Source organism: Sorangium sp. So ce119, from assembly GCF_051524405.1.
GTDB classification, from domain to species: Bacteria; Myxococcota_A; Polyangia; order Polyangiales; family Polyangiaceae; genus Sorangium; species Sorangium cellulosum_G.
Genome location: NZ_CP150310.1, coordinates 10,553,937 through 10,576,340 on the forward strand (window position 1 = coordinate 10,553,937; position 22,404 = coordinate 10,576,340).

14 protein-coding genes are annotated in these 22,404 nt (G+C 72.2%); 4 read left to right on the forward strand and 10 right to left on the reverse strand.

Annotation, left to right across the window (positions count from 1 at the left end; translation table 11 throughout):
- Positions 1-7: 7 nt before the first annotated feature.
- From WME76_RS40000 to WME76_RS40010, 3 genes are all read left to right on the forward strand, one after another.
- Complete coding sequence (locus WME76_RS40000; protein WP_437957406.1) at positions 8-256, forward strand: glutaredoxin family protein; 249 nt, start codon at positions 8-10, stop codon at positions 254-256.
- Between the two features lie 82 nt (positions 257-338).
- Positions 339-989 carry a TlpA family protein disulfide reductase gene (locus WME76_RS40005; protein ID WP_233561965.1) on the forward strand — a complete coding sequence of 217 codons (651 nt, stop codon included), beginning with the start codon at positions 339-341 and terminating at the stop codon, positions 987-989.
- 94 nt (positions 990-1,083) lie between these two features.
- Positions 1,084-1,782, forward strand: a complete 699-nt coding sequence (locus WME76_RS40010) for a GbsR/MarR family transcriptional regulator (protein ID WP_437957407.1) — start codon at positions 1,084-1,086, stop codon at positions 1,780-1,782.
- Between the two features lie 135 nt (positions 1,783-1,917).
- On the opposite strand, the gene WME76_RS40015 is transcribed toward WME76_RS40010, so the two are convergent.
- The 10 genes from WME76_RS40015 to WME76_RS40060 all read right to left on the reverse strand — a co-directional run bounded on the left by WME76_RS40015 (position 1,918) and on the right by WME76_RS40060 (position 13,015).
- Positions 1,918-2,700 carry an FHA domain-containing protein gene (locus WME76_RS40015; protein ID WP_155798338.1) on the reverse strand — a complete coding sequence of 261 codons (783 nt, stop codon included), beginning with the start codon at positions 2,698-2,700 and terminating at the stop codon, positions 1,918-1,920.
- Between the two features lie 483 nt (positions 2,701-3,183).
- Positions 3,184-3,822, reverse strand: a complete 639-nt coding sequence (gene lepB / locus WME76_RS40020) for a signal peptidase I (protein WP_437957408.1) — start codon at positions 3,820-3,822, stop codon at positions 3,184-3,186.
- Positions 3,823-3,894: 72 nt separating this feature from the next.
- Complete coding sequence (locus WME76_RS40025; protein WP_437957409.1) at positions 3,895-4,701, reverse strand: trypsin-like serine peptidase; 807 nt, start codon at positions 4,699-4,701, stop codon at positions 3,895-3,897.
- Between the two features lie 456 nt (positions 4,702-5,157).
- The gene (locus WME76_RS40030; RefSeq protein WP_437957410.1) at positions 5,158-5,685 is read right to left on the reverse strand and encodes a hypothetical protein; all 528 of its coding nucleotides are present in this window, start codon (positions 5,683-5,685) and stop codon (positions 5,158-5,160) included.
- Between the two features lie 157 nt (positions 5,686-5,842).
- Positions 5,843-7,003: a glutamate 5-kinase gene (proB, locus tag WME76_RS40035; protein ID WP_437957411.1), complete on the reverse strand. Its 1,161-nt coding sequence runs from the start codon at positions 7,001-7,003 to the stop codon at positions 5,843-5,845.
- On the reverse strand, positions 6,996-7,649 hold the full coding sequence (locus WME76_RS40040) for a hypothetical protein (protein WP_437957412.1): 654 nt from the start codon (positions 7,647-7,649) through the stop codon (positions 6,996-6,998). Before WME76_RS40040 ends, proB begins: the two co-directional genes overlap by 8 nt.
- Positions 7,650-7,754: 105 nt before the next feature.
- The gene (locus WME76_RS40045) at positions 7,755-8,792 is read right to left on the reverse strand and encodes an ABC transporter ATP-binding protein (RefSeq protein WP_437957413.1); all 1,038 of its coding nucleotides are present in this window, start codon (positions 8,790-8,792) and stop codon (positions 7,755-7,757) included.
- Positions 8,793-8,796: 4 nt separating this feature from the next.
- Positions 8,797-11,412 (reverse strand): signal peptide peptidase SppA, encoded by a 2,616-nt coding sequence (gene sppA, locus WME76_RS40050; RefSeq protein ID WP_437957414.1) that lies wholly within the window; start codon positions 11,410-11,412, stop codon positions 8,797-8,799.
- The gene (locus tag WME76_RS40055) at positions 11,409-11,906 is read right to left on the reverse strand and encodes a DUF2505 domain-containing protein (protein WP_437957415.1); all 498 of its coding nucleotides are present in this window, start codon (positions 11,904-11,906) and stop codon (positions 11,409-11,411) included. Before WME76_RS40055 ends, sppA begins: the two co-directional genes overlap by 4 nt.
- Positions 11,907-12,151: 245 nt before the next feature.
- Positions 12,152-13,015 carry a hypothetical protein gene (locus WME76_RS40060; RefSeq protein WP_437957416.1) on the reverse strand — a complete coding sequence of 288 codons (864 nt, stop codon included), beginning with the start codon at positions 13,013-13,015 and terminating at the stop codon, positions 12,152-12,154.
- Between the two features lie 361 nt (positions 13,016-13,376).
- Here WME76_RS40060 and WME76_RS40065 point away from each other — a divergent pair, with 361 nt between their 5' ends.
- Entirely contained in the window at positions 13,377-22,403 is a 9,027-nt protein-coding gene (locus WME76_RS40065; RefSeq protein WP_437957417.1) for a SpvB/TcaC N-terminal domain-containing protein, read from the forward strand.
- Position 22,404: the final 1 nt, after the last annotated feature.

Below are 22,404 nucleotides of genomic sequence, written 5' to 3' on the forward strand. Positions count from 1 at the left end.
GAATCCGATGAAGAAGCTGACCCTCTTCACGCGCGAGCGCTGCCACCTCTGCGAGGACGCCCACGCCGCGCTCGAGCGCGTCCGCGCGCGGCTCCCGTTCGAGCTCGCCGTCGTCGACCTGGACCGCGAGGCGGCCCCGGAGAAGCGGGCGCTGTACGACTGGGAGGTCCCCGTCGTCGAGCTGGAGGGGCGGAAGATCATGAAGTACCGCGTCGACGAGCAGCGGCTCGAGCGGCTGCTCTCCAGCCCGGAATGACGCCGCCTGAAACGACCCCGCACGGCGTCAGGGCGCTTCCGCCCGCTTTCGTCCGGCGCCGCGCTAGGCTATGGCCATCCCCGTGAAGTGGACGACGACCGCACAGATCCTCTTCATCCTCGTCGCGGCCGTCGCCGTCTACGGCTTCGTGCACGCGGCGCAGAACGATCAGCGCTCCACGGCCTGCAAGGCCATGTGCGCCCTGCGCCCCGCCTACGCCGGCCGCAACCGGCTCGCGCCGGACTTCGAGCTGCCGGACATGAACGGCAAGCCGGTCCGGCTCTCGTCGTTCCGGGGCAAGACGGTGTTCTTGAACTTCTGGACGAAGACCTGCGCTCCGTGCCTGCAGGAGATGCCGGCGCTCGCGGAGCTCGGCCGGATCGCCCAGTCGCGGAAGGACTTCGTCGTCCTCACGATCTCGACCGACGAGGGGCCCGACGACGTGCGGGACGCGCTCAAGGTGGCCTTGAACGGGGATCCGCCGTTCCCGGTCCTCTTCGACCCCGAGTCCAAGGTCGTGCTGGACAAGTACGGCACGCAGCTCTACCCGGAGACGTGGATCATCGACCCGAACGGGATCATCCGGGCCCGCTTCGACGGGGCGCGGGACTGGTCGAGCAGCCTGGCGATCGACGTGGGTGAGATGGTCTCGCGCTGGGGCGGGTGCCCTGTCGACATCTTCAAGGGGCAGCCGCGCGGCGGCTTCGCCGGCCTCTGCACCGACGACTCCTGAGCGGACGCCGACGCGGGGACGCCCGGGGCGGGGCGCGCGCGGCGCGCTCGCTGCTTGGCGCTCTCGCGAAAGATCGTTATGTGAGTCACCCATCATGACCGCCCGCAGGCCGACGTCGCCGACAGCGCAGCCGCCGCAGCCGCCCGGAGCGGGAGAAGGGGGCGACGGCCGCTCCTCGGACGAGCGCGTCGCGGCCGCGCGGCAGGCGCTGCTCGAGGGGGTGGGCGCCGAGATCGCCGCCTCGTTCCCCGGGATCACCCGGCTGGGCGGGCAGGTCGTCGCGGCCCTCTACCTGGCGGACGTGCCGCGCTCGATGGATGAGCTCAGCCAGGAGCTCGGCCGCTCCAAGAGCAACATCTTCGCGAACCTGCGCGGGCTCGAGGCGGCCGGGATCATCGAGCGCCGGCGGGAGTCGGGCGCGCGGCACGACTCGTTCGCGCTGCGCGGCAAGTACCCCGACGTCATCGTCGGCGCCTACCTCGGCCGCCTGCGCCGCGTGGTGCAGGACAAGCGCACGCTCGCGCGGCGCGCGCTCTCGCTGCTCGGCGACGCGCAGGGCCCCGAGGCCGACGCGATGCGCGCGCGGCTCGACGACCTGTCGCGCAAGTACGACCTGTTCGCCGAGCTCATGGAGCAGCTCCTGCCGTCGATCGACGGCCCCGTCGATCTCGAGCGGATGATCTCGCAGGTGCCCGAGGCGGTGGTCCGCTCCCTCAACGCCGCCGCCCGCGTCGCCTGGGCCGCAGGCGACGCGATCAGCCGCCTCGGCGGGCGCGCCGGCCGCAAACGCTGAGCGGGGCTCACCCGCTTCGGAGACGGGCCCACCTCGACGTCTTCGGTGCTCAGCGCACAGGAGTGCGCCTGCGCGCCGAAAACGCCGATCTGGACCCGTCTCCTGTGCGGGTGAGCCCCGCTCGGAAGCGGGGGGTCAGTTGGTGTTGAGCTCGACGCGCAGGAGCTTGCGGCCGATGAAGAGGTAGTCGCCGTGGGCGAGCTCGCGCTCGCTCTTGATGCGCACGTAGGTGCCGTTGCGGCTGTTGAGATCGGTGAGCGTGAACTTGCCGTTGTGCTCCTCGAGGCGGCAGTGCGAGCCCGACATGTACAGGTCGACGGGGAAGTTCAGGTCGCCGCCCTCGCGCCCGATCTGCAGCGAGCTGCCGCGCGCGCACACCGTCATGCCGACCGCGCCGCCCTGGAGCACCTGCGTCAGGCGGAACGGGCTCGGGTGCTTGGGCGAGGAGTAGAAGAAGGTGCCGTCCGGATCCTGGCCGTCGGAGGCGCGCGGCGTCGGATCGAGCCGGAAGAGCTGCTCGCCGGCGAGGAAGGTGTCGCCCGGCGTGATGTCGATCGTGCCGCGCACGCGGATGTAGACGCCGTTCAGCGAGCCCTCGTCGCGCACCACCAGCTTGCCGTCGCGGTAGAAGAAGTTCGCGTGCTTCGGCGAGACGAACGGATCGTCCGGGAAGACGAGCTGCCCGTTGCGGCCGACGATGTGCTGCTCGGCCTTCAGGTGGAAGGAGAGGCCGTCCATGCCCTCGCCGCGGATGAGGATCAGCTTCGCCTTCGCCGGGTTCTGCATGTCCCCGAAGAACAGCGTCTGCGCGCTCAGGATCTCGGGCGGGACGGCGGTCCCGCACCTTCCGCAGAACTTGTGGCCCGAGGGGACACCGCTCGAGCAGGAACGGCAGACGTAGTTACGGGCTTGCTCCATCAGCTCCTCCTGGGAGAGTTCGGCAAATTCGCTCGTGGACGAGGTGGTCTTGGGGCTTCGCGCCGGGCCGCGCGAGCTCGTCGGGTCGAGCCGAGCCTCCGCCCTGGTGCCCGCGCTGCTGCCGGCCGCGGGCGTCGGGGAGCGCCGCGCCGGCGTCGCCGGAGAGCTCGCCCGGCGCGGCGTGAACAGGGCCAGGTCGTTCGCGCACTCAGGGCAACGCGCGGTGCCCATCGGGCTCCACAGATCGCACTGGCCACAGACGATGCCAATCTCGTGCTGCTCGGTGTGCAAACGTCGCCTCGGTGCATTGGGGGCCCGCGGGATCGCGGGTCCCCGACCCGCGCCAGTGGAAGGCCGCCGCGGCGGACCTCCGACCGATGGGCTAGCCCGGACGGAGGACCCGGCCCGAAACTCGCGCTGGATTCCCGACCCGGGTGGAGAGAACCACGGTTCTAGACGTCGAAGAGCGGAGGGGTCAAGCGATCAGCGCACGAAGGTGAAGCGGCGCTGGTCGTCGGCCCAGCCCCCGGCGCCCCAGAGGCGGAACACGATCCGCTGGTTGCACGCGGCGCGCGGCTGCAGGCCGAAATCGCGCGAGTCGTCGTGGTAGCTCCGGTTGTCGCTCAGCAAAAAGACCGTATCGGGCCGCACCTCGACGCGGTGGCGGCGCTCGAGCGGGGGCTTGCGCCCGGTCGCCCGGAGGTGGAGGCCCGAGCCCATCATCACCATGTCGCACGAGAGCTGGACCTCGTTGCCCGTGGCCGGGTCGGTGATGCTCAGCTTGGGCTCGGTGCACGCGACCTCGGCGTCGTAGCGGTGCCCGTTCACGACCAGGCTGCCGTGATCGACCTCGACCGTGTCGCCCGGCACGCCCGCGATGCGGCCGACGATGTGGCCGCCGGGGGTCTCGGGGTCCGGGCACCGGACCAGCTCGCCGAAGCCGGGCGTGCCGCGCGTCAGCACGACGACCGTGTCGCCCGCGGCGAGGCTCGGCGCGATCGAGGCGCCGAGCATCGGGTCGTCCGGCACCGTCCAGACGTCGAGGACCAGCGCGCGGAGCACGACGCCGAGCACCAGCAGGGTTCCGAGGATCCAGAGCAGGCCGTTGAGCAGCTTCCGCATGCGACCCCGCAGCCTAGCGCAGCGGCGGCCGGGGGCGGCGGGGAAGGGCGGCGCGCGGACGCCGCGGCGCCGTCACTGCAGGCAGCTCCGGTACGGCGGCAGCTCGCTCGGGCTCGCGCCGGCCGCGATCTCGCGGGCCGCGGAGAAGAGCTCGGGCCAGATGTCGAGGCGGGTGAAGTACGAGGTGCCGGTCGTGTGCTCGTCGCCGTCCATCACGCTCGACGAGATCACGCCGACGACGTCGCCTCCCCGGTCGCTGCGCGCCGGGCCCCCCGAGTCGCCCGGGCAGATCGAGGCGGTCGCGACGAAGTGCCCCGGGCTCAGCCTGTCGATGGCGCCGCCCGGGCGCGGCACGAGGTGGACCGGATCGCGCGAGAGCGCGCAGCGGCCGAAGCCGTACGGCGTCACCGTCTCCTTCGACTCCGGCTCGGCCTCGAGGCGCGGCATGAGGGTCGGGATCCCGATCAGCCGGCGCGACAGCACGAGGATCGCGATGTCGCCCTCGCCCGAGGTGTACCCGCAGTCCGGCGACACCACCGCGCGCACCGTGGCGTCGCCCCAGGGCAGGTGGTCGCCCCCGAGCTCGATCGTGATCGCCTCGGGCTCCTGATCGCGGCGCAGCGTCCTGCCGCTCTCGTCGCGCGCCGCGACGCAGTGGTGCGCTGTGAGCACCAGGTCCTCGGTGATGAGCGTCCCCGTGCACGTCACGTCGGTGACGATCCGGACGATGGCGTCCTCGTTCGTCGCCAGCTCGAACGGCGGCCGGAACTGGACCGCGCGCTCGTCCTGGCCCGGCTTCGCCGCGGGGATCGCCAGCCCCGCGTTCGTGATCGGCGGCGTGCAGCCCGCGGCGGCGGCGGCGAGCGCGAGCGCGGTCACCGCCGCGGCGCCGCATCGGTAAAACCCTCTCAATGCGGTCGCCAGGACGCCCCGCGTGCGAGCTTGCGGCTGTTCCACCTGAGGGAGACCCTCCCAAGCGCAACCGGTTGTTCTATCGGACAGCGCCCCCGGTGCGGACGCGCCGAGCAAGTCCCAAGGCTACGATAGAAGGCGGTGACCGTCATTCGACAACGACAGGTTTTCCAAGCTTGGATATGACCTCGACGATCGTCACGCCCGCCGAGGCCTCGAGGTCGCGCCGCTCCGTCGTCACAGAGGGCGTCACAGAGGGCTCCCGGCGGACTGCCACCCTGTCCAGCCGGACCAGATAGATTGGCCCAGGGCAGAACGCTTCATGTGCCGCGCGTGCCCCGCGTTCCCCGCACGATTCCGCCGCATCCATCGTCTCCGCTCACCGCATCCATCGTCTCCGCTCACCGCATCCATCGTCTCCGCTCAGCGCATCGCGACGACGCGCACCTCGCCCGCGCTGCGCTCGTAGGCGGCGCGCGCGGCCGCCGGCTCGACCTGCGGATCCTCGACGCCGGCGGCGACGAGCTGCTCGAGGAAGGCGCGCTGGCGCGCGGACTTCGCCTCGAGCCACGCGGGGCAGGCGCCGGTCGCGCAGGCCGCCGAGGCCTGCTCGGCCGCGGCGAGCGCGTCGCGGACGCGGCCGCGGCGGAGCAGCGCGCGCGCGGCGAGGTGCGCTGACTCCGGGAGCGCGCGCACCTCGCGGGGCGCGGCGTCGAGGGCGGAGGACGCGAGCCCGGGCTGATCGCGCTCCAGGTAGGCCACGGCGAGCGCGTTGACGCTCTCCGGCGTCCGGCGCTCGGCGTAGCGGGCCTCGAGCTCCGCGAGCTCGCCGAGCCCGGCCGCGGCGGGCGGCGGCAGCAGCCGCGAGGCCTTCACGCTCGGTCCGAGCCCGACAGTCCACGCGACCCCAGCGAGCACCAAGCCGTTGGCGACGAACAACCCGAAGCGCATCACCCGTCCTCCCGGAAGCTGTCAGAGCCGACAGGAGGGAACGACAGCCGGTCGGCGCGGAGGTTCCCGCGATCGTCGAGCAGGCGCGCAAACGGGTGGTCGGCGCACCTACAGGGAGGCCGGGGGCGAGGTCACCAGGGCGCGCGCAGGCGGGGGGCTACTCGCTCGGGAGCACAACGAGGTCGTCGCGGTGGACGACGACGTCGTCGCCGGCGTCGTCGTCGCGCTTCTTCCGCGCGATGCGCGCCGCGTCGCCGGCGGACATGCGCGCGAGGCCGCGCGCGATCTCGGCGCCGTCGGGGTCGAAGACGGCCACGGCGTCGCCGGGGAGGAAGGTGCCGCGCACGCCGAGGACGCCGACCGCGAGGATGCTGCGGTTCTTCGAGCCGATCGCCTCGGCGGCGCCGCGGTCGACGAGGATCGCGCCGCGCGGGCGGAGCGTGTACGCGATCCAGTGCTTGCGCGCGCTGAGCCGCTGCGGGACGGCCGCGAAGAGGGTGCCGACGTCCTCGCCCGAGACGATGCGCGTGATGATGCCCGGCTCGCGCGCGGCGCCGATGACGACGTGCGAGCCCGCGAGCGTGGCCCGGCGCGCGGCCTCCACCTTGCTGGCCATGCCGCCGGTGCCGACGCCGGACGTCGACCCGCCGGCGAGGTGCCGCGCCTCGCGGGCGACGCTGCGCACGAACGGCACGCGGCGCCCGTCGCCGTCGAGCAGGCCCTCGACGTCCGAGAGGAGGATCAAGAGGTCGGCCTCGCAGAGCGGGGTCACCATCGCCGCGAGCTGGTCGTTGTCGCCGAACTTGATCTCCTCGACCGCCACGGCGTCGTTCTCGTTGATGATCGGGATGGCGCCGGCCTCGAGCAGCGCGGCGAGGGCGTTCCTCGCGTTGTTGGTGCGGGTGCGGTCGGCGAGGTCGGCGTGCGTGAGGAGCACCTGCGCGACGAGCAGGCCGACCTTGCCGAAGGCCTCCTCGTAGCGCTGCATCAGCACGCTCTGGCCGGCCGCGGCCGCGGCCTGGAGCCACGCCATGTCCTTCGGGCGCGCCTTGAGCCCGAGCTTCGCCACGCCGAGGGCGATGGCGCCGCTCGACACGATGACGAGGCTCCGGCCGGAGCGGCCGCGGAGCGCGGCGACCTCGGCGGCGAGCCGGTCCCAGGCGTCGCCGGAGAGGCTCTTCGAGCCGATCTTGACGATGATCCGGCGGCAGCGCTTGAGCGCGGCGCGCGCGCTCTGCGGATCGCCGTCGGCTGGGGCGTCGGCGTCGCGGCCGTCGTCCGTGTCCTTCGTGGCGGTGCGATCCTCGGGGTCAATCATGGGGGAGGCCGGCGGCGGCGATCTCGTCGAACGCCGCGTCGAGGCGGCGCTCGATGTACTCGGGGACGGCGGCGCCCGCGAGCAGGAAGGCGTCGATCCAGCGCGTGAACTCGTCGCGCAGGTCCTCGGCGCCGCTCGCCAGGACGGTGACGTCCGGGCGGAGCGAGGGGGAGAGCGAGCGCCGCACGGCGCGGTCGACGGCGTCGCGGATCCAGCGCGCCTCGTCGGCGTGGATGCGCACGGCGCTGCTCCGGCGGAAGCGCGTGATGTAGCGGTTCAGGAGGTGGCCGAGGGCGTAGACCTCGAGGCCGCGCGCGGCGGCGGCGAGCGCCAGGGCCGGGTTGAGCCGCCGGAGGACCTCCTTCGTGACGAGGTGCGCGGCCTTGCGGATCGGGGTCTGCTCCGCGCCGGGCTGGGCGAGCAGGGTGCGCGCGTCGGTGGTGAGGCTGAGGCCGTGGCGGGCGACCGTGTCCTGCGCGATGGCGCCGCGGATGCGCAGCAGCATCCGATCGGGGAGCACCGGCACCGGGATCCAGGAGGCGCCCACCGCGAACGCGGTGAGCACGGCGAGTCGGCCTCCGGAGGGCGGGCCGCCCGGGGTGACCTGAGCGGCGGACGGCTTGTTCGCGGCGGGTTCGGATGACATCGCGCGCACGGTACTACGGCGCCCGGCGGGTGGCGAACAGTGGCGAGGGCGGCGCGGGAGCGGCGCGCGACGCGGGGGCGGCGCGCGGAGGCGGCGCGGCGGCCCTCAGAAGAGGGGGATGAGCTCGACGATCGCGGCGCGGCAGCGCGTCGCGGCCAGGACGATGTCGCGGGTGGTCGCGCCCTCGGGCAGCGCGGCGGTGAAGCGCGCCGGCCCGCCGCGCAGGGCGATGCCCCGGGCGCCGAGCTCCTCGCGGAGGAGCTCGGCGTTGCTGCGCACGGTCAGGGCGTAGGCGCGGCCGCCGGCGGCGACCTCCGCGAGCGTGCCCGAGAAGGCGAGCTCGCCGCCCGTGAGCAGGAGCACGTCGGTGGCGCCGCGGGCGAGGACGCCCCGCGGGCCCTCGGCGTCGAGGCGCGCCGTCGTGAGCAGCGCGCCGCGGCCCTCGGTGGCGCCCGCGAGCGCGGCGAGGACGAAGCCGGCGGCGCCGTCGTCGAGGCCGGCGAGCGGATCCTCGGCGATCAGCACGGCGGGCGCGGTCGCGATCGCCTGGGCGAGGACGAGCGCGCGGCGCTCGGGCAGCGCGAGCGTCTGGAGGGCGCGCTTGCCCGCGGCCGCGAGGCCCACCCGGGCCAGCGCGGCGCGCGCCATGTCGGCGGCCGCGCGCGGCGGGGCCCCCGCGAGCCGCGCGCCCCAGGCGACGTACGCGTCCACGGTCCAGGCGAGCGGCAGCGGCGGATCGAGCGGCGCCGCCCCGCTCGCGGCGCGGTGCGCGGAGCGCGCGACGTCGCGGCCGGCGACCGCGAGGCGCCCGGCGACGACGCGCGCCTCGCCGGGGGCCGCGTCCGCGGCGTCGTCCGCCGCGGCGCCCGGCGGGTGCCGGCGGACGGCCGAGAACGGGACGCCCGAGAGCGCCGCGAAGAGCGCGCCGGTGTCACCGGCGCAGAGCACGCGGTCGCCGCGCGACGCCACGGTGAGCGCGTCGATCGCGACAACGTCGTCCACGGCGATGCGCGCGGCGCGGGCGTCGAGCAGCGGCGGCTTCGCGGCGGGGGCGTCGAGCGGCGCCGCCGCGGCGGGGGCGTCGAGCGGCGCCGCCGCGGCGGGGGCGTCGGGCGGCGGCTTCGCGGCCTCGGTCGGGGGCACGGGCTCAGCGCTCCCCGCGCGCGGGAGCGGAAGGCGCGGAGGGCTCGTCCTCGCGGGCCGTGAGGGGCACGCCGAACGAGATCTCGCCGGCGAACTCGCTGCGCGCGAGCGGCCGCTCCGCGCCGAACACGAGGAACGGCGTGAGGGCGCGCGCGGCGTCGAGCATCACGGGCGGGATGGTCGCCTTCGCGAGCTCCCCCTGCGCCTGCGCCGAGAAGCCGACCAGGCTCAGGGCGTAGCCGAGGAGCGAGGTGTCCTCCTCGGGGAGCGAGAGGACGGGCGCGTCGTCGGGGAGCCGGCCCAGCCTGCGCGCCTCCGCGAGCGCCTCGCGGAGGCCGCCGAGGCGGTCGACGAGCCGGCGCTCCAGGGCCTGGGCGCCGGTCCACACGCGGCCGCGCGCGAGGGCGTCGACCTGCTCGGGCCGCATGTGCCGGCCCTCGACGACGCGGGCGATGAAGCGGTCGTAGAGCTGCTTCACCTTGACGCCGAGCTGCTCGCGCTCGTCGTCGGTGAACGGCCGGTAGAGCGACTCGGCGTCGGCGCGGGGCGTCGTCCGGAACGTCTCGATGCTGACGCCGAGCTTCTGGAGCAGGCCGGTGACGTCGACCTTGCCGTAGAAGATGCCGATCGATCCGGTGACCGTGGAGCGGTTCGCGAAGATCGGGCCGCCGGCGACGGACGCATAGTAGCCGCCGCTCGCCGCCGCCGAGCCCATCGAGACGATGAGCGGCTTCACGCGCGCGGTGAGGATCGCCTCGCGGAGGATGACGTCCGCCGCGAGCGTCGAGCCGCCGCCGGTCTCGACGCGGAGCACGACGGCGCGGACGGTGCGGTCCTCGCGCGCGCGGCGCAGCGCGCCCGCGACAGTGTACGAGCCGGCGAGCTTGACGCCGACGAACGGGATCGACCGGCTCTCGCCGTCGATCATGTCGCCGTCGAGGTAGACGAGGGCGATCTTGGGCGAGTGGCCCCAGCGCTCCGGCGCCTCGTCGCCCGGGTCGTCGTCGACGACGCGCGACGAGCGCCCCATCACCTCGTCGATGACGCGGCCGATCTCGTCGTCGTAGGCGAGCATGTCGACGAGGCCGAGCTGCCGCGCCTCCTGCGCGAGGAACGGGCCGCGCGCGAGCCGCCGCTCGAGCTCGTCCACCGGGATGCGGCGCCCGGCGCTCACCTCGCCGACGAAGGCGTCGCTGAACTGATCGAGCAGCTCCTGGTGGTCGTCTTTGCCGACCTGGGTGCTGTTCTCGCGCGCGAACTGCTCGGCGGCGAGCTTGTGCGCGCCGATGCGGACGATGTCCGCCTGGACGCCGAGCTTCTTCAGGAGCCCGCCGAAGTAGAAGTAGCTCGACGAGATGCCGGAGAAGCGCAGGCCGCCCGCGGGGTTCATGGCGATGGCGTCGGCGTGCGAGCACACGTGGAGCGAGCGCCCGCCGGCGTCCTCGAGGTGGCAGAGGACCTTCTTGCCGTGGCGCTTCAGGTTGCGGATCGCGTCGCTGACCTCCTCGGCGTGGGCGAGCGAGCTGGCCGGCTCCGCGCGGAGCACGAGCGCGACGCCGGAGACCTCCGGGTCCTCGGCGAGGCGCCAGAGCTGCTGCAGGAAGCGCGTGTGCCTGCGGACGCCCGGGGTCGAGTCGAGGCGGACCCGGACGACGCGGGCCGGCAGGCGGACGCCCGGCTCGGAGAAGCTGCGGAGCGCGGCGCCGACGTAGTAGCCGGTGCCGTTCTTCGTGACGGCGTCGCCGAAGACGCCGCCGGCCGAGAGCTGCAGCTCGTCGACGTTGACGTCGAGGCCGGCCATGGCGGCGATTTTGGGGCCCCCGTCCGCCGCGAGGTCGCGCAGCGTGAGGTCGCCCCGGAGCGTGCCCACGTAGGGCACGCGCAGGCCGAGCGTCGCCCGCGGCACCCAGGCGCCGCTCTCGTCGGGGTCGCTGTCCTCGACGTAGGCGGTCTCGAGGCCGATCTCGAGCGCGCGCCTGCCGTCGACGGGGCGCACGGCGACGCCGAAGTCGTAGCTGCGCTCGAGGGCCTGGCGCAGGCGGCTCTCGGGGCGGTTCCAGTCGCGGGCGACGGCGGAGAGCGAGAGCCAGGTGGTGGGCCGGAGGGTGACGCCGCTGGTGAGCGAGAAGTAGCCGTCGAGCGCCGGCGCGTCGGAGCTGCCCCAGCCGAGGGTCGTCCCGAAGGCGAAGCCCGGGCCGGTGTCGAGCGCGAGGCCCCAGCGGATCCAGCGCGACGGGCTGTCGAGCGGCGCGGCCGCGGCGTCGGGCGGGTCGAGGAAGTCGAAGCGCAGGCCGGTCGACACGAACCAGAGCGGCACGCCGAGCGCGATCGAGTGGCCGCGGGCGGGCAGCGGCGAGGCCGAGCCCGTGGAGACCCAGGTCCACCGGAGCTCGGTGCCCGGGAGGAAGGAGAGGTTCGCGGGGTTCACCGCGATCGCGGAGGTGTCGTCGCTGCTGGCGACGGCCTTGCCCGGGTCGGGGATCGGCTGCGAGGGCCCGTCGGTCGGCGCGGCGCGCGCGGCGGTCGCGCCGGCGAGCACGCACAGGCCGAGGAGGGCTGCGGCGGCGCGGGCGAAGGGGGCACGGCGGGCGGCGTGGGCGGGGTGGAGTAGGTCGTTCATGCGCTGACGAGCTCCCGGAGCGTATCTGCTTCGGCGTCGTACGTCCGCTGGACCTCGGCGAGGGCGAGGCGCTCGACGAGGGGGCCGAGCAGGCGCAGCCGGATCTCGATGTCGCCCTGGACGCGACGGCGGGTGCGGCCCTCGGGCAGGCGCTCGAGCCGGTAGGTGCCCGCGGAGCGGAAGTAGCTGCGCCACTGCTCCTTGGGGCTGACCTGCCACGTGGCCGCGTGATCGGAGAGCCGGTAGGTCGAGCGCTCTTCCCAGGACATGGCGTCCTTCGCGACGGGGTAGCTCGCGAAGATCGGCAGCGGCGCGCTCGCCTGGAAGCGCAGGACGCGGAGGAGCTCGCCATTGCGGAGCGCGTGCTCGACGGTCATGACGCTCTCGAGCGAGGCGACCCGGGTGGCCAGCCGCGGCCCGAGCTCGGGCGAGAGCACGGCGAGCTCGACGGCGTCGAGGGGCGCGTCGAGCTCGTGACAGATGGTGAAGTGCACGGGGCCTTCTAGCACGCGGCGAAGCGACGCCGCGAGCGGGGCACCGCCGCCAGCGCGCGTGGACATGGCGTGAAGGCGAAGGGGCTGGGGGCTGCGATAGGGACGCGCGCGGGAGCGATAGGGATGGGCGCGGGAGCGATAGGGATGGGCGCGGGAGCGATAGGGATGGGCGCGGGAGCGATAGGGATGGGCGCGGGAGCGATAGAGATGGGCGCGGGAGCGATAGAGACGCGCGGGAGGCGCTCTCAGATCACCGCAGCCTGCTCCGGGAGCGCGTCTGCCTTGGCTTTCTTGGATTTCAGGCGGGACCGCCGGTTCAGCGTCGCCCGGTGGCGCGATACGAACCTGGTTGCGATCTTGGGCTGATCGCGGAAGGCATAACGGCCGCCCTCGCGGACCTCCTTGGCGAGCTCGTCGGCGACCCAGAAGCAGCGGTTGCGGAGCTCCAGCGCGTGCGCTGCGCTCGCGTCCGAGCCCTCGTTGGCGGCCGCGTCCTCGAGCGCCTCGGCGAGCGCCATCGCCCGATCGAGATCCTTTCGGGTGATGTCGGTCACGCCGAGCGCGCTCTCGTGATTGGACCAGAAGTCGACGAGATCGCGCAGGTCCTGGATGGTGTCCGCGAGGCCGGAGCCGTCGGCGATGCGCGAGAGCTCTGCCTGGGCGGCGGCGTCGTTGCGGCAGCCCCACCGGCCGCCGGCCACGAGCTTCGCGTCGAGCGCCTCGGCCTCGTCGCGGAGCTTTCGCTGCGCGGCCGTGAGCTTCACGGCGCCGCGCGCCCTCTGCCACGCTTTCTCGAGCGCGCCGAGGCGCCGCGCGAAGCGGGCGAGGAGATCCACTTTGTCGGCGGTGATACCGATCCTGGAGAGGCGCGCCTGCTGCGCGTGCGCGAGGCGCGAAAGCGAGGTGAGCTCGCGCTCCGCGACGCTCACGGGCATGTCGGGGGCGGCCGCGTACGTCGGGGCCAGCGCGAGGAGCGCCTCGTCGCCGGTGGGATCGTGAGCCGGAGCGGCCGGGCGCTTCGTGGGCTTCGGGGCGAGCGCCTTGCTGGATGGCCTGGTCCTGGATGACGTGGGTTTGGGCGTGTTCTTCACGGTGCGTGTCAGGGGCATGGCTTCCCTCCTGGTTGAGCGTGACGGGCGATGGTCGCTGATGAGGAGACGCTGTCAACGGCGTTCAGCGCGGCCAGACGTCCGAATGCTGCTGCGACGATTCTTGTGCGCAGCCTCCACGAAGAGGCGTCTGGCGACCGGAGGAGACAGCGGCGTGCTTTCATTGCTTTCGCCAAGAGCATATTGACACGGTGCGTCCTGCCGTGGATACGTGGCGCCAACAACAGACATTGCGTCGGGAGTCTCTCGAATGCGACATGCGGGCTGGTTCTGTCGTCTCGTGGTGTGCTTTGCTGTGGTGCTCTTGCTCGGGCGGGGGCACGAGGGCCTCGCGCTGGCCGGGCCTCCGGAGCCGCGGCGCTTGCCGCTGTCGCCTCCCGGCGGCGGAGTGGCGCTCTCCACGGTTCCTTTGCGGCTGCCGAGCGACGGCGCAGGAGGCCTGTCGCTGGGGCCTCGTGTCGATGCACCGCTGGTCGAGGATGTGGGGGCGCCCCATGGCGAGATGGTGCTACCCGGCCAGGCCCGGGTGGTGGCGTTCGCGGGGGCTGCGCTCGAGATCCCCGAGGGCGCGGTGGACGAGCCGGTGCGGATCACGATTCGCCCGCTCGACCCAGGCGACGTGCGGCCGATGGGGAGCGCGATGGTCAATGTCACGCCCGGCGGGAAAGCGTACCGCTTCGGGCCGCACGGGCTCAGGTTCAAGAAGCCCGTGCGGCTGACGCTGCCTTACGACGAGCACGCCATTCCGCCGGGGATGACGGCGCAGCACATCACCGGCTTCTATTTCGACGAGGCGCTCGGCGCGTGGCAGCGCGTCGAGCGGGCCGGCGAGGCCGCCAAGGGGACGCTGGCGAGCCTGACCGATCACTTCACCGATTTCATCAACGCCACGCTGGCGATACCGGACGCGCCGGGGGCGCGCTCGTTCGATCCGAGCAGCATCAAGGGTCTCGCGCTCGGCAGCCCGCTCGCCGGCGTGACGATGATCGCGCCGCCGGAGGCGAGCTCGAGCGGCTCGGCGCACCTGAGCCACCCGATCGAGGTCCCGCCGGGGCGCAACGGCATCCAGCCGGCGCTCGCCATCCGTTACGACAGCGAGCACCGCAACGGCTGGCTCGGCGTGGGCTGGGATCTGCGGCTGTCGCGGGTGGAGATCGACACGCGCTTCGGCGTGCCGACATATGCCACCGGCGAGGAGCGCTATGCGCTCGACGGGAGCGAGCTCGTGCGGATTGGCGACGCGTCGAGCGAGCCGCAGGTCTACCGGCAGCGGGTGGAAGGGCGCTTCGCGCGGATCCTGCGCCGCGGGACCGGACCCGGCAGCTATTCGTGGGAGGTCACGGACAAGGATGGGACGACGTACGTCTACGGGCGCAGCGCGACAGCGCGGCTCGCCGATCCGGACCCGGGCCGCCCGGGCAACGTGTTCCGCTGGTACCTGGAAGAGGTCCGCGATCCGTTCGGCAACCAGATGTTCATCCATCACGCGCGCTGGTCGGACGCCACGGGCCCGGCGCCGCGCATCGAGGTGCACCCCGAGCGAATCGAGTACACGGCCAACACGTCGCAGGGCGTGGGCGCGGCGTACGCCGTGGACTTCATCTCGGAGGGCGGGCGCCCGGACGTGATGCTGAGCGGCAGGCCGGGCTTTCTGGAGCAGACAAGCCAGCGGCTCGCGCGCGTGGACGTGCGGTTCGGCGATACCATCATCCGCAGCATTGCGCTCGAGTACGCGCAGGGCGACTTCGGCAAGAGCGTGCTCCAGGCGATCGCGGTGCGCGGCAAGGGGAGCCGCAGCGCCGACGGCACGCTCACGAGCCAGGAGCTCTATCGGCACACGTTCGAGTACTTCGCCGCGCCGCGCACCGCGACGGGGCAGCCCGCCGCGTTCGCGGCAGACGCCGTGACGTGGGGGCAGGCGTGGTCTCAACGTGGCCTGTCGCGCACGGAGGACTCGACGTTCGGCGGCAGCGTGTCCGTGGGGCTGCTCGGCATCGTCAGCGTGGGCGGCGGCGGTTACAGCGGCAACCAGACGACGCGTGCCAGCCTGCTCGATCTGAACGGCGACGGATTGCCCGACTTCGCCGGCGACGGCGGGGACGCGCTGCGCAACCTGCTGCGCCTTCCCGACGGGAATCACCTCGATCCGTTCCACCTCAGCGGGCTCACCAGCGACGATCTCGGGTTCACGGACACCTCGGGATGGAGCGTTCACGCCGGCATCAACGTGGGCGATGCGCTCAGCGCGTCGGCGGCGTACACGCGCAGCCGGGCGGAAGACGAGCGGGTCGTCTCGGATCTCAACGGCGACGGGCTCCCTGACCTCGTGTCGGTCGGAGCGCTCGGGCAGCTCCAGGTGGCGATCAACGATCGACGCGGCGGGTTCCAGGGCGTGAGGGACTGGGGGACCCTCGACGACAGCGCGCCTTCGGGCAACCCGGACTTCACGCTGGCGTCGCGCGCGGACTTCCATCCGGCCGACCCGATGCTCCGGTGGACCGCGCCGTTCGAGGGGGATGTGCGCATCGAGGGCGTGCTCCAGAAGCAGGAGGCGGGGGGCGACGGGGTGCGGGTGGAGCTGGTTCGCAACGGGGAGCTGCCGCCGCTGTTCAGCCACGTGTTCGGTCCGGACGAGCTCGGGCCGTGCGCGCTGGGCGCGGGCGATTGCGGGGGCGCGGCGCTCTCGGTCCACGTGCTCGCCGGGGACCGCCTCTACTTCCGCGTGAGCGCGGCGCCCGAGATCGACCCGGAGCGGGCGGTGAACACGGCGTCCGACCTGCTGTCGTGGAGCCCGTCGATCACCTACGAGGTCGGCGAGGAGCTGCTCGGGCACGTGGGGCCGGACGGCCGGCCCATCCATCGATTCGCGTACGCCGAGGATCACCGCCTCGGAGGGCAGCCCGAGGTGCCGTGGGTGGCGTCGTCGGACGGCCTCGTGAGCATCACGGGCGATCTGGTGAAGGCGTCGACGAGCGATGCGCTGCGGGTGTCGATCGCGCGGGAGAGCGAGGGCACGTTCCGCAGCGTGATGGATGAGGAGGTGGTGAGCGCGGACGCAGGGGTGCTGGCGCTCGCGGGCCGGATCCACGGCGACGCGAACGGCCTTGTCGAGGTGAAGGAGGGCGATCGGCTGTGGTTCCGGGTGAAGTCGGATGTGCCCGACGACCCGGCGCGCGTCGCGTGGACGCCAACGGTCGACTACCGGACCTACTGCCGCGCCGATCGACGGACGGGTGAGCGACGCTGCGGGCCGGTGGCGTGCGCGATCCAGCCGAACGGGCGCGCCGGCTGCAAGCTGGACAGCGACACGGCCGAGGACGCGGCGCTGCCGGTGGCGCTCCTCCAGCAGCAGCCGTACGTGGCCATGCCGGTGCGGCGGTGGAGGCCGGCGCGCCGGGCGCCGTGGATCGCGCCGGAGACGGGGACCGCGCGGCTCGAGGGGACGCTGGTCGTGCCAGGGACGAGCACGCTTGCCCAGCCGCTGACGCTGCTGGTCCAGGGCGTTCACCGGCTGCTGTACAAGCAGTCGTATTCAGCGCCGAGCAGCGCTGGAACCGCGTATCCCGTAACCGTCGACCTGGAGGTCCAGGCCGGCGAGCCGATCTACGTGACGCTCTTCTCGGAGCAGGCGCCCGGGGGCTTCGCGGTCCTGAACAGCGCCAGCATCGATGGGGAGCCGGTCCCCGTCGCCCAGCTCGTGCCCGATCCTGCGTCCGAGGCGCTTGTCGACGGGGCGCCGCAGGACCCGACCGCCGGCGGATTCCACGGCTGGTCGGTGGGCTTCATGAATGGCGACCGCGAGTTCAGCGAAGCAGACATCCTGTTCCCGACGCGCGATCCCGAGCGCGGGTTCACGCTCGCGGTGCCGCTCTCGCCGGAGGAAGGCGCGCCGGTCTGGGGCGCGGCGGCGTCGGAGGCGTTCGTGGGCGGCGATCGGGTGCTGCCGTCGGTGGTGGGACGGCTTTCGGGGCAGCGCCAGCGGGGCAGCGTGCGTTATGCAGAGACGTGGAACGCGGAGCTGACCGTGGGCGCGGGCCCCGTGGGAGGGGGCTACAGCTTCGGCAGCACGACGACGGATCTGGAGCTCATCGATCTGAACGGCGACCGCTACCCGGACAGCGTCACGCGCGAGGGCGCGGCGCTCAACACGGGCGCGGGGTTCGGTGCGAGCGCGTCGTTCTCGCTGCCGGACGCGCTGCGGCGGGTGGAGCACCGGACGGTGCGGCTGAGCGGCGACCTCGCGTCGCTCACGTTCAGCGGGGGAGACGAGGAGGAGCAGACGCTCAACAAGACCGACAGCCGGGGGCGCTCGCAAGGCTACCTGCGCACGAGCTTCAGCGCCGGGACCAGCTACGGGCTGTCGGCGGCGCACGTGGAGCTCATCGACATCAACGGCGATGGGCTTGTCGACCAGGTGGCGCAGAACCCCGAGAGCGGGCAGATGACGGTGGCGCTGAACCTCGGGTATCGGTTCACGGCGCCGGTGCCGTGGCAGCGGGGCGGGTTCAACAAGGCCAGCTTCAACGCGGGCGCGCTGAACGATGCGCTGGGCGAGGTGCTGGGCTTCTTCACGGACGCGGCGGGCGTGGAGGCGGTGCGGCTGGAGGACACGGGCGCGCAGAGCGTCGGGTTCGGGGCGAACGCAGGCGGCTCCAGCGGCGCCGTGAGCGCGAGCGTGGGCGCGGGGATCGGGTACACGCGCACGACGGCGCGCACGATCGTGGACTTCGCGGACGTGAACGGCGACGGGCTGCCCGACAAGGTGATGAAGGACCCGGCGGAGGCGTCCTTCCGGGTGCAGCTCAACCTCGGCGACCGGTTCGCGGCAGAGGAGGAGTGGCCGGCCGGCGACTGGGGCGTGAACATCGACCCGCCGGAATACGCGTTCATGGGGAGCGGCGATGCGGTGGGCTTCCGGCGCTCGGAGAGCCTCGACGGCAGCGTGTCGCTCCAGGTCTGTTACTTCGTCTGCATCGGCGGCTCGGTCTACTACTCCGAGGGAACCGGCGCGTCGCACCTCGGGTTCGAGGACATCGACGGCGACGGGCTGGCCGATCACGTGCTGAAGCAGGACGGCGACAGCGCGGTGCGGGCGCGGAGGAACACGATCGGCAAGGCGAATCTCCTGTGGCGGGTGCACCGCCCGCTGGGTGGGAGCGTGGCGATCGACTACCGGCGCGAGGGCAACCTGGTGGTGCCAAGAGAGGTGCCGGCGGGCGGGCCGGTGGACGAGAATGGCCTGCCGATGGACGACGCGCGGACGGAGGCGGACGATCGCACGGCGGCGGTGGACATGCCGTCGAGCCAGTGGGTGCTGAGCGACGTGGTCGTACGCGACGGCATGGAGGGCGTGAGCGGCGCGCACGGGGTGCACACGTACCGAACGCGCGTCGAGACGTACGGGGACGGGGTGTACCACCGGGACGAGCGGGTGGACCTCGGGTACCGGCACGTCACGACGACGACGCTCGGCGAGGATGGGGTCTCCGCGATGGCGATCGAGGAGGTCGGCTATCGGAACGAGGACGTTTACCGGCGAGGCTTCCTGGCGCGCTCGGCGCTGCGTGACGGCGACGGGATGCTCTACACGGTGGAGGAGATCGACCACCTCTCGCCGGACCTGGCGCACATCGAGGCGAACGGGTGGTTCTTCCCGCGGGAGACGGAGCGGAGGAGCGCGTTCTACGAGGGGACCACGGACGACCCGGAGGCCACCCACAAGAGCACGCGAGAGACGCGGTTCCACGACGAGGACGGCAATCTCACCGACGTGTTTTTTTACGGCGAGGCGGGGACGGCGGCCGACGACGTGCATCATCACATCGAGTACGAGAAGGACGACGCGCCGTACATCAGGAAGCCAGAGCTCGTCCGGACGACGGACACGGAGGAGCGCGTCCTGCGCGAGCGCACGGCGACGTACTGGCCCAGCACGGGCGCGCTCGAGACGCTCACGAACGTCATCACCGGGGGCAAGCGTCCGGACGGATCGCTGTACGCCGGCGACGAGGCGACATGGCACTTCGACTATGATGACCTCGGCAACCTGGAGACCTTCAGCGACCCGAACAGCTACACGCTGACCTACGGCTACGATGAGCTGACGCGCAGCTACCGGACGTGCGTGGTCGACAGCTTTGGATACCGCTCCAACAGCGTGCCGAACGTGCTGTACGGCGCGGTGGCGCAGGAGACCGATGTCAACGGGCACACGATCGTGCATCGGTACGACGACTTCGGCCGGCTGATCGGCGTCTGGGGGCCGAACGATCTCACCGAGGTGCAGGCGCTTCCGGTCGACTGTACGCCGAGCAAGATCTGGAGCGAGGACGAGCTCGACGGGGAAGGCGATCCGGCGGTCGGGTTCGAGTATGCGCTCCAGCCCGATCAGTCCACCGCGATGCCGGCGTGGGCGAGGACGAGCCACAAGGACGTGGAGCACCCGGGCGACCCGATCGTGACGGTGACGTTCGCGGATGGCCTCGGGCGGGTGATCCAGACAAAGAAGGACGTGGAGCGCGACACGGGCACGGGCACCGAGGTCGGGATGGCCGTCAGCGGCGCGGTGGTGTTCGACGCGCTCGGTCGCGTTGTGGAGCAGGGACAGCCGGTGTTCAGCGCGGAGCCGGACACGACGTTCACGGCCGTGGAGCTCTTGCGGAGCACGCGCTTCGAGCACGACGTGCTGTCGCGGACGCGGCTGATCGAGGTGCCGGACCCCAAGGCGACGCTGACGGGCGGGTACGCGCAGACGCGGGTCGAGCGCGACCTTGTGCAGTTCGACGGGCAGCTCCTGTTCCAGGAGACGGTGATCGACGCGAACGGCAAGTCGCGCAATACCTACCGGGACGTGGGCGGGCGGATCGCGGCGGTCGAGGAGTGGAACACGATCGACGAGGTCGAGCGGCAGATCGTGACGCGGTACGCGCACAACCCGCTGGGCGAGCTGGTGCGGGTGACGGACGCGCGGAGCAACGCGACGGAGGCGAGGTACGACACGGTCGGCCGCATGGTGGAGCTGGTGAGCCCCGACGCGGGGCGCACCGAGTGGCGCTACGACCTGGCCGGCAATCTTCGGGCGAAGCAGACGGCGGAGCTCGCGCGGCGCGGGCAGCTCATCCGGTACGAGTACGACTTCAACCGACTGCGGAAGATCGATTACCCGGTGACGCAGGACGTTGTGTACACGTACGGCAGCGCCGAGGAGGCCGGCGATGCGCAGGGCAACCGCGCCGGGCGGCTGAAGCAGGAGACGAGCGCGGCGGGGACGCGGAGCTACCGCTACGATCGCTTCGGCAACGTGGCCGAGCTGGAGGCGGAGTTCCCGCGGCTGCGCGAGCCGCACCGGGGCCCGTACCAGGCGAAGCTGAAGTACGTGTTCGACTCGCTCGGTCGGATGCAGGAGCTGCACTTCCCCGGCTCGGGCGAGGAGATCGTGCGCTACGGGTACGACTGCGGCGGCCTTGTGGTGTCGGCGGTCGGGGAGAACCAGCAGGTCAATCCGCAGCACCCGGACGAGCCGAGGACGACGGAGTACCTGAGGCACATCGGGTACGACGAGCACGGTCGGCGGGTGCGGGTGGTGGCGGGCAACGGGGTCGAGACGAAGTACCGATACGACCCGTCGACGCGGCGGCTGTCGGACGTGGACGCGGATCATCAGTCGGCGCAGATGCGGCGGATGGGGCGTGGGCCGAGGGCGTTCCAGCGGCTGCGGTACGACTACGACCTCGTGGGCAACGTGCTCGCGCTGCGCAACGAGGCGCAGTTCGACGAGTCGCTGGGCGGGGCGGTGATGGTCGCGAGGACCGAGCAGCGGTTCGCGTACGACGACCTGAATCAGCTCACCGAGGCATCGGGCACCTACCAGGAGCGGGGGAACGAGCGGCAGGGGTACGCGCTGGAGATCGCGTACGACGTGCTCGGGAACGTGAAGAGGAAGGGGCAGGAGGTGGCCCGGTACGCGCCGAAATGGGGCCCCCCGGCCGGGGAGTGGGAGAAACAGGGCGTCATCCAGGAGAGGACGTACCGCAACGAGTACCGCTACACCGGGTCGCGGCCGCACGCGGCGAATCAGGTGGACGAGTTCGTACATGCCGAGGCGAACCCTCGGCTGCGGGAGCTGTTCTACGACGCAAACGGCAACCACAAGGAGTGGAGATACCGGGATAACCTGCAGCGCACCCTGGGCTGGGACGAGGACAACCGGCTGGTGTCGGTGAGAGAGAACAACCAGGAGGTGTCGCGCGCGCTGTACGACGGCGCCGGGGAGCGACGGGTGCACCGGCACGGGGTGGCCGGCGAGGAGGAGACGGCGTACGTCGACCAGCACCTCGTGGTGCGCAACGGGGTGGTCGCGACGAAGCACATCTTCGCGGGCGAGACGCGACTGGCGAGCAAGATCGACGCGGACTGGTTCCAGAGACCGCCGGTGATGTACTACCACCCCGACCACCTCGGGAGCACGCAGTACGTCACCGACCAGGACCAGGAGCTGAGCCAGCACGTCGAGTACCTGCCGAGCGGGGAGCTGTGGGTCGACGAGTCGGACTCGCGGTTCCAGAACCGGCAGCCGTACCTGTTCACCGGCAAGGAGCTCGACCTGTCGACGGGGCTCTACTACTACGGGGCGCGGAGCTATGAGCCGCGGCTCGGGGTCTGGCTGAGCCCGGATCCGATCCTCGATCAGTACATGCGGGGGGCGCCGAACGCCGGGGTATACGAGCCCGTGAACCTCGGGCTTTACAGTTACGCCCGGAACAATCCCGTCGTGTACGTGGATCCGGATGGCCGGTCGTGGTGGACGAAGGCGATCAAGGTCGGCCGCAAGCTGCTGAAGGGCGCGGATGCAGCCGATGCCTTTGCGGACAACATCCAGGACGCCAAGACGATCATTGACCCGACTGCATCGCTGACCGATAAGCTCATCGCAGGGGCGTCGCTGGCGAGCGAATTTCTGCCGGTCAGCGCGAGCGACCTGAAGGACGTCAAGCGCGCCATCGACGGAGCGGATGCCGTACGGGATGCGGCGAAGAAGGCTGAGAAGGCAGATGAAGGGCTGGATGCGGCTAGAGCCGCACGCGACGCGAGGGCGGCCGAGTTGGGCCCCGTGAAATCGCGGAAACGACCCGCGACAGTCACCGGTGGATACAACACCGAGACGGGACAGGTTGCAACCGGATGCTCCGGTGGAGGCCGTTGCGCAGAGGAGCGCGTTGTCGATGCCCTGGGTGGTGACCCCAGCAAGGTGAAGTTCACCGAGGCCGTTCGTCCAAGACCTGAAGATCCCCCATTCAGAGAGGTGCCAGTGTGCACAAATTGCGAGGAGCGATACGGACGAGGCGCATTCCCCGAGCGAACAAGATTCGAGTCTGATGAGGTAAGATGAT

What these genes read in the sequence shown, in the direction of transcription:
- WME76_RS40000 (WP_437957406.1), top strand. Translation starts at nt 8, where the DNA reads ATGAAGAAGCTGACCCTCTTCACGCGCGAGCGCTGCCACCTCTGCGAG.
- WME76_RS40010 (WP_437957407.1), top strand. Translation starts at nt 1,084, where the DNA reads ATGACCGCCCGCAGGCCGACGTCGCCGACAGCGCAGCCGCCGCAGCCG.
- WME76_RS40015 (WP_155798338.1), bottom strand. Translation starts at nt 2,700, where the DNA reads ATGGAGCAAGCCCGTAACTACGTCTGCCGTTCCTGCTCGAGCGGTGTC.
- lepB (WP_437957408.1), bottom strand. Translation starts at nt 3,822, where the DNA reads ATGCGGAAGCTGCTCAACGGCCTGCTCTGGATCCTCGGAACCCTGCTG.
- WME76_RS40030 (WP_437957410.1), bottom strand. Translation starts at nt 5,685, where the DNA reads ATGCGCTTCGGGTTGTTCGTCGCCAACGGCTTGGTGCTCGCTGGGGTC.
- proB (WP_437957411.1), bottom strand. Translation starts at nt 7,003, where the DNA reads ATGATTGACCCCGAGGATCGCACCGCCACGAAGGACACGGACGACGGC.
- WME76_RS40040 (WP_437957412.1), bottom strand. Translation starts at nt 7,649, where the DNA reads ATGTCATCCGAACCCGCCGCGAACAAGCCGTCCGCCGCTCAGGTCACC.
- sppA (WP_437957414.1), bottom strand. Translation starts at nt 11,412, where the DNA reads ATGAACGACCTACTCCACCCCGCCCACGCCGCCCGCCGTGCCCCCTTC.
- WME76_RS40060 (WP_437957416.1), bottom strand. Translation starts at nt 13,015, where the DNA reads ATGCCCCTGACACGCACCGTGAAGAACACGCCCAAACCCACGTCATCC.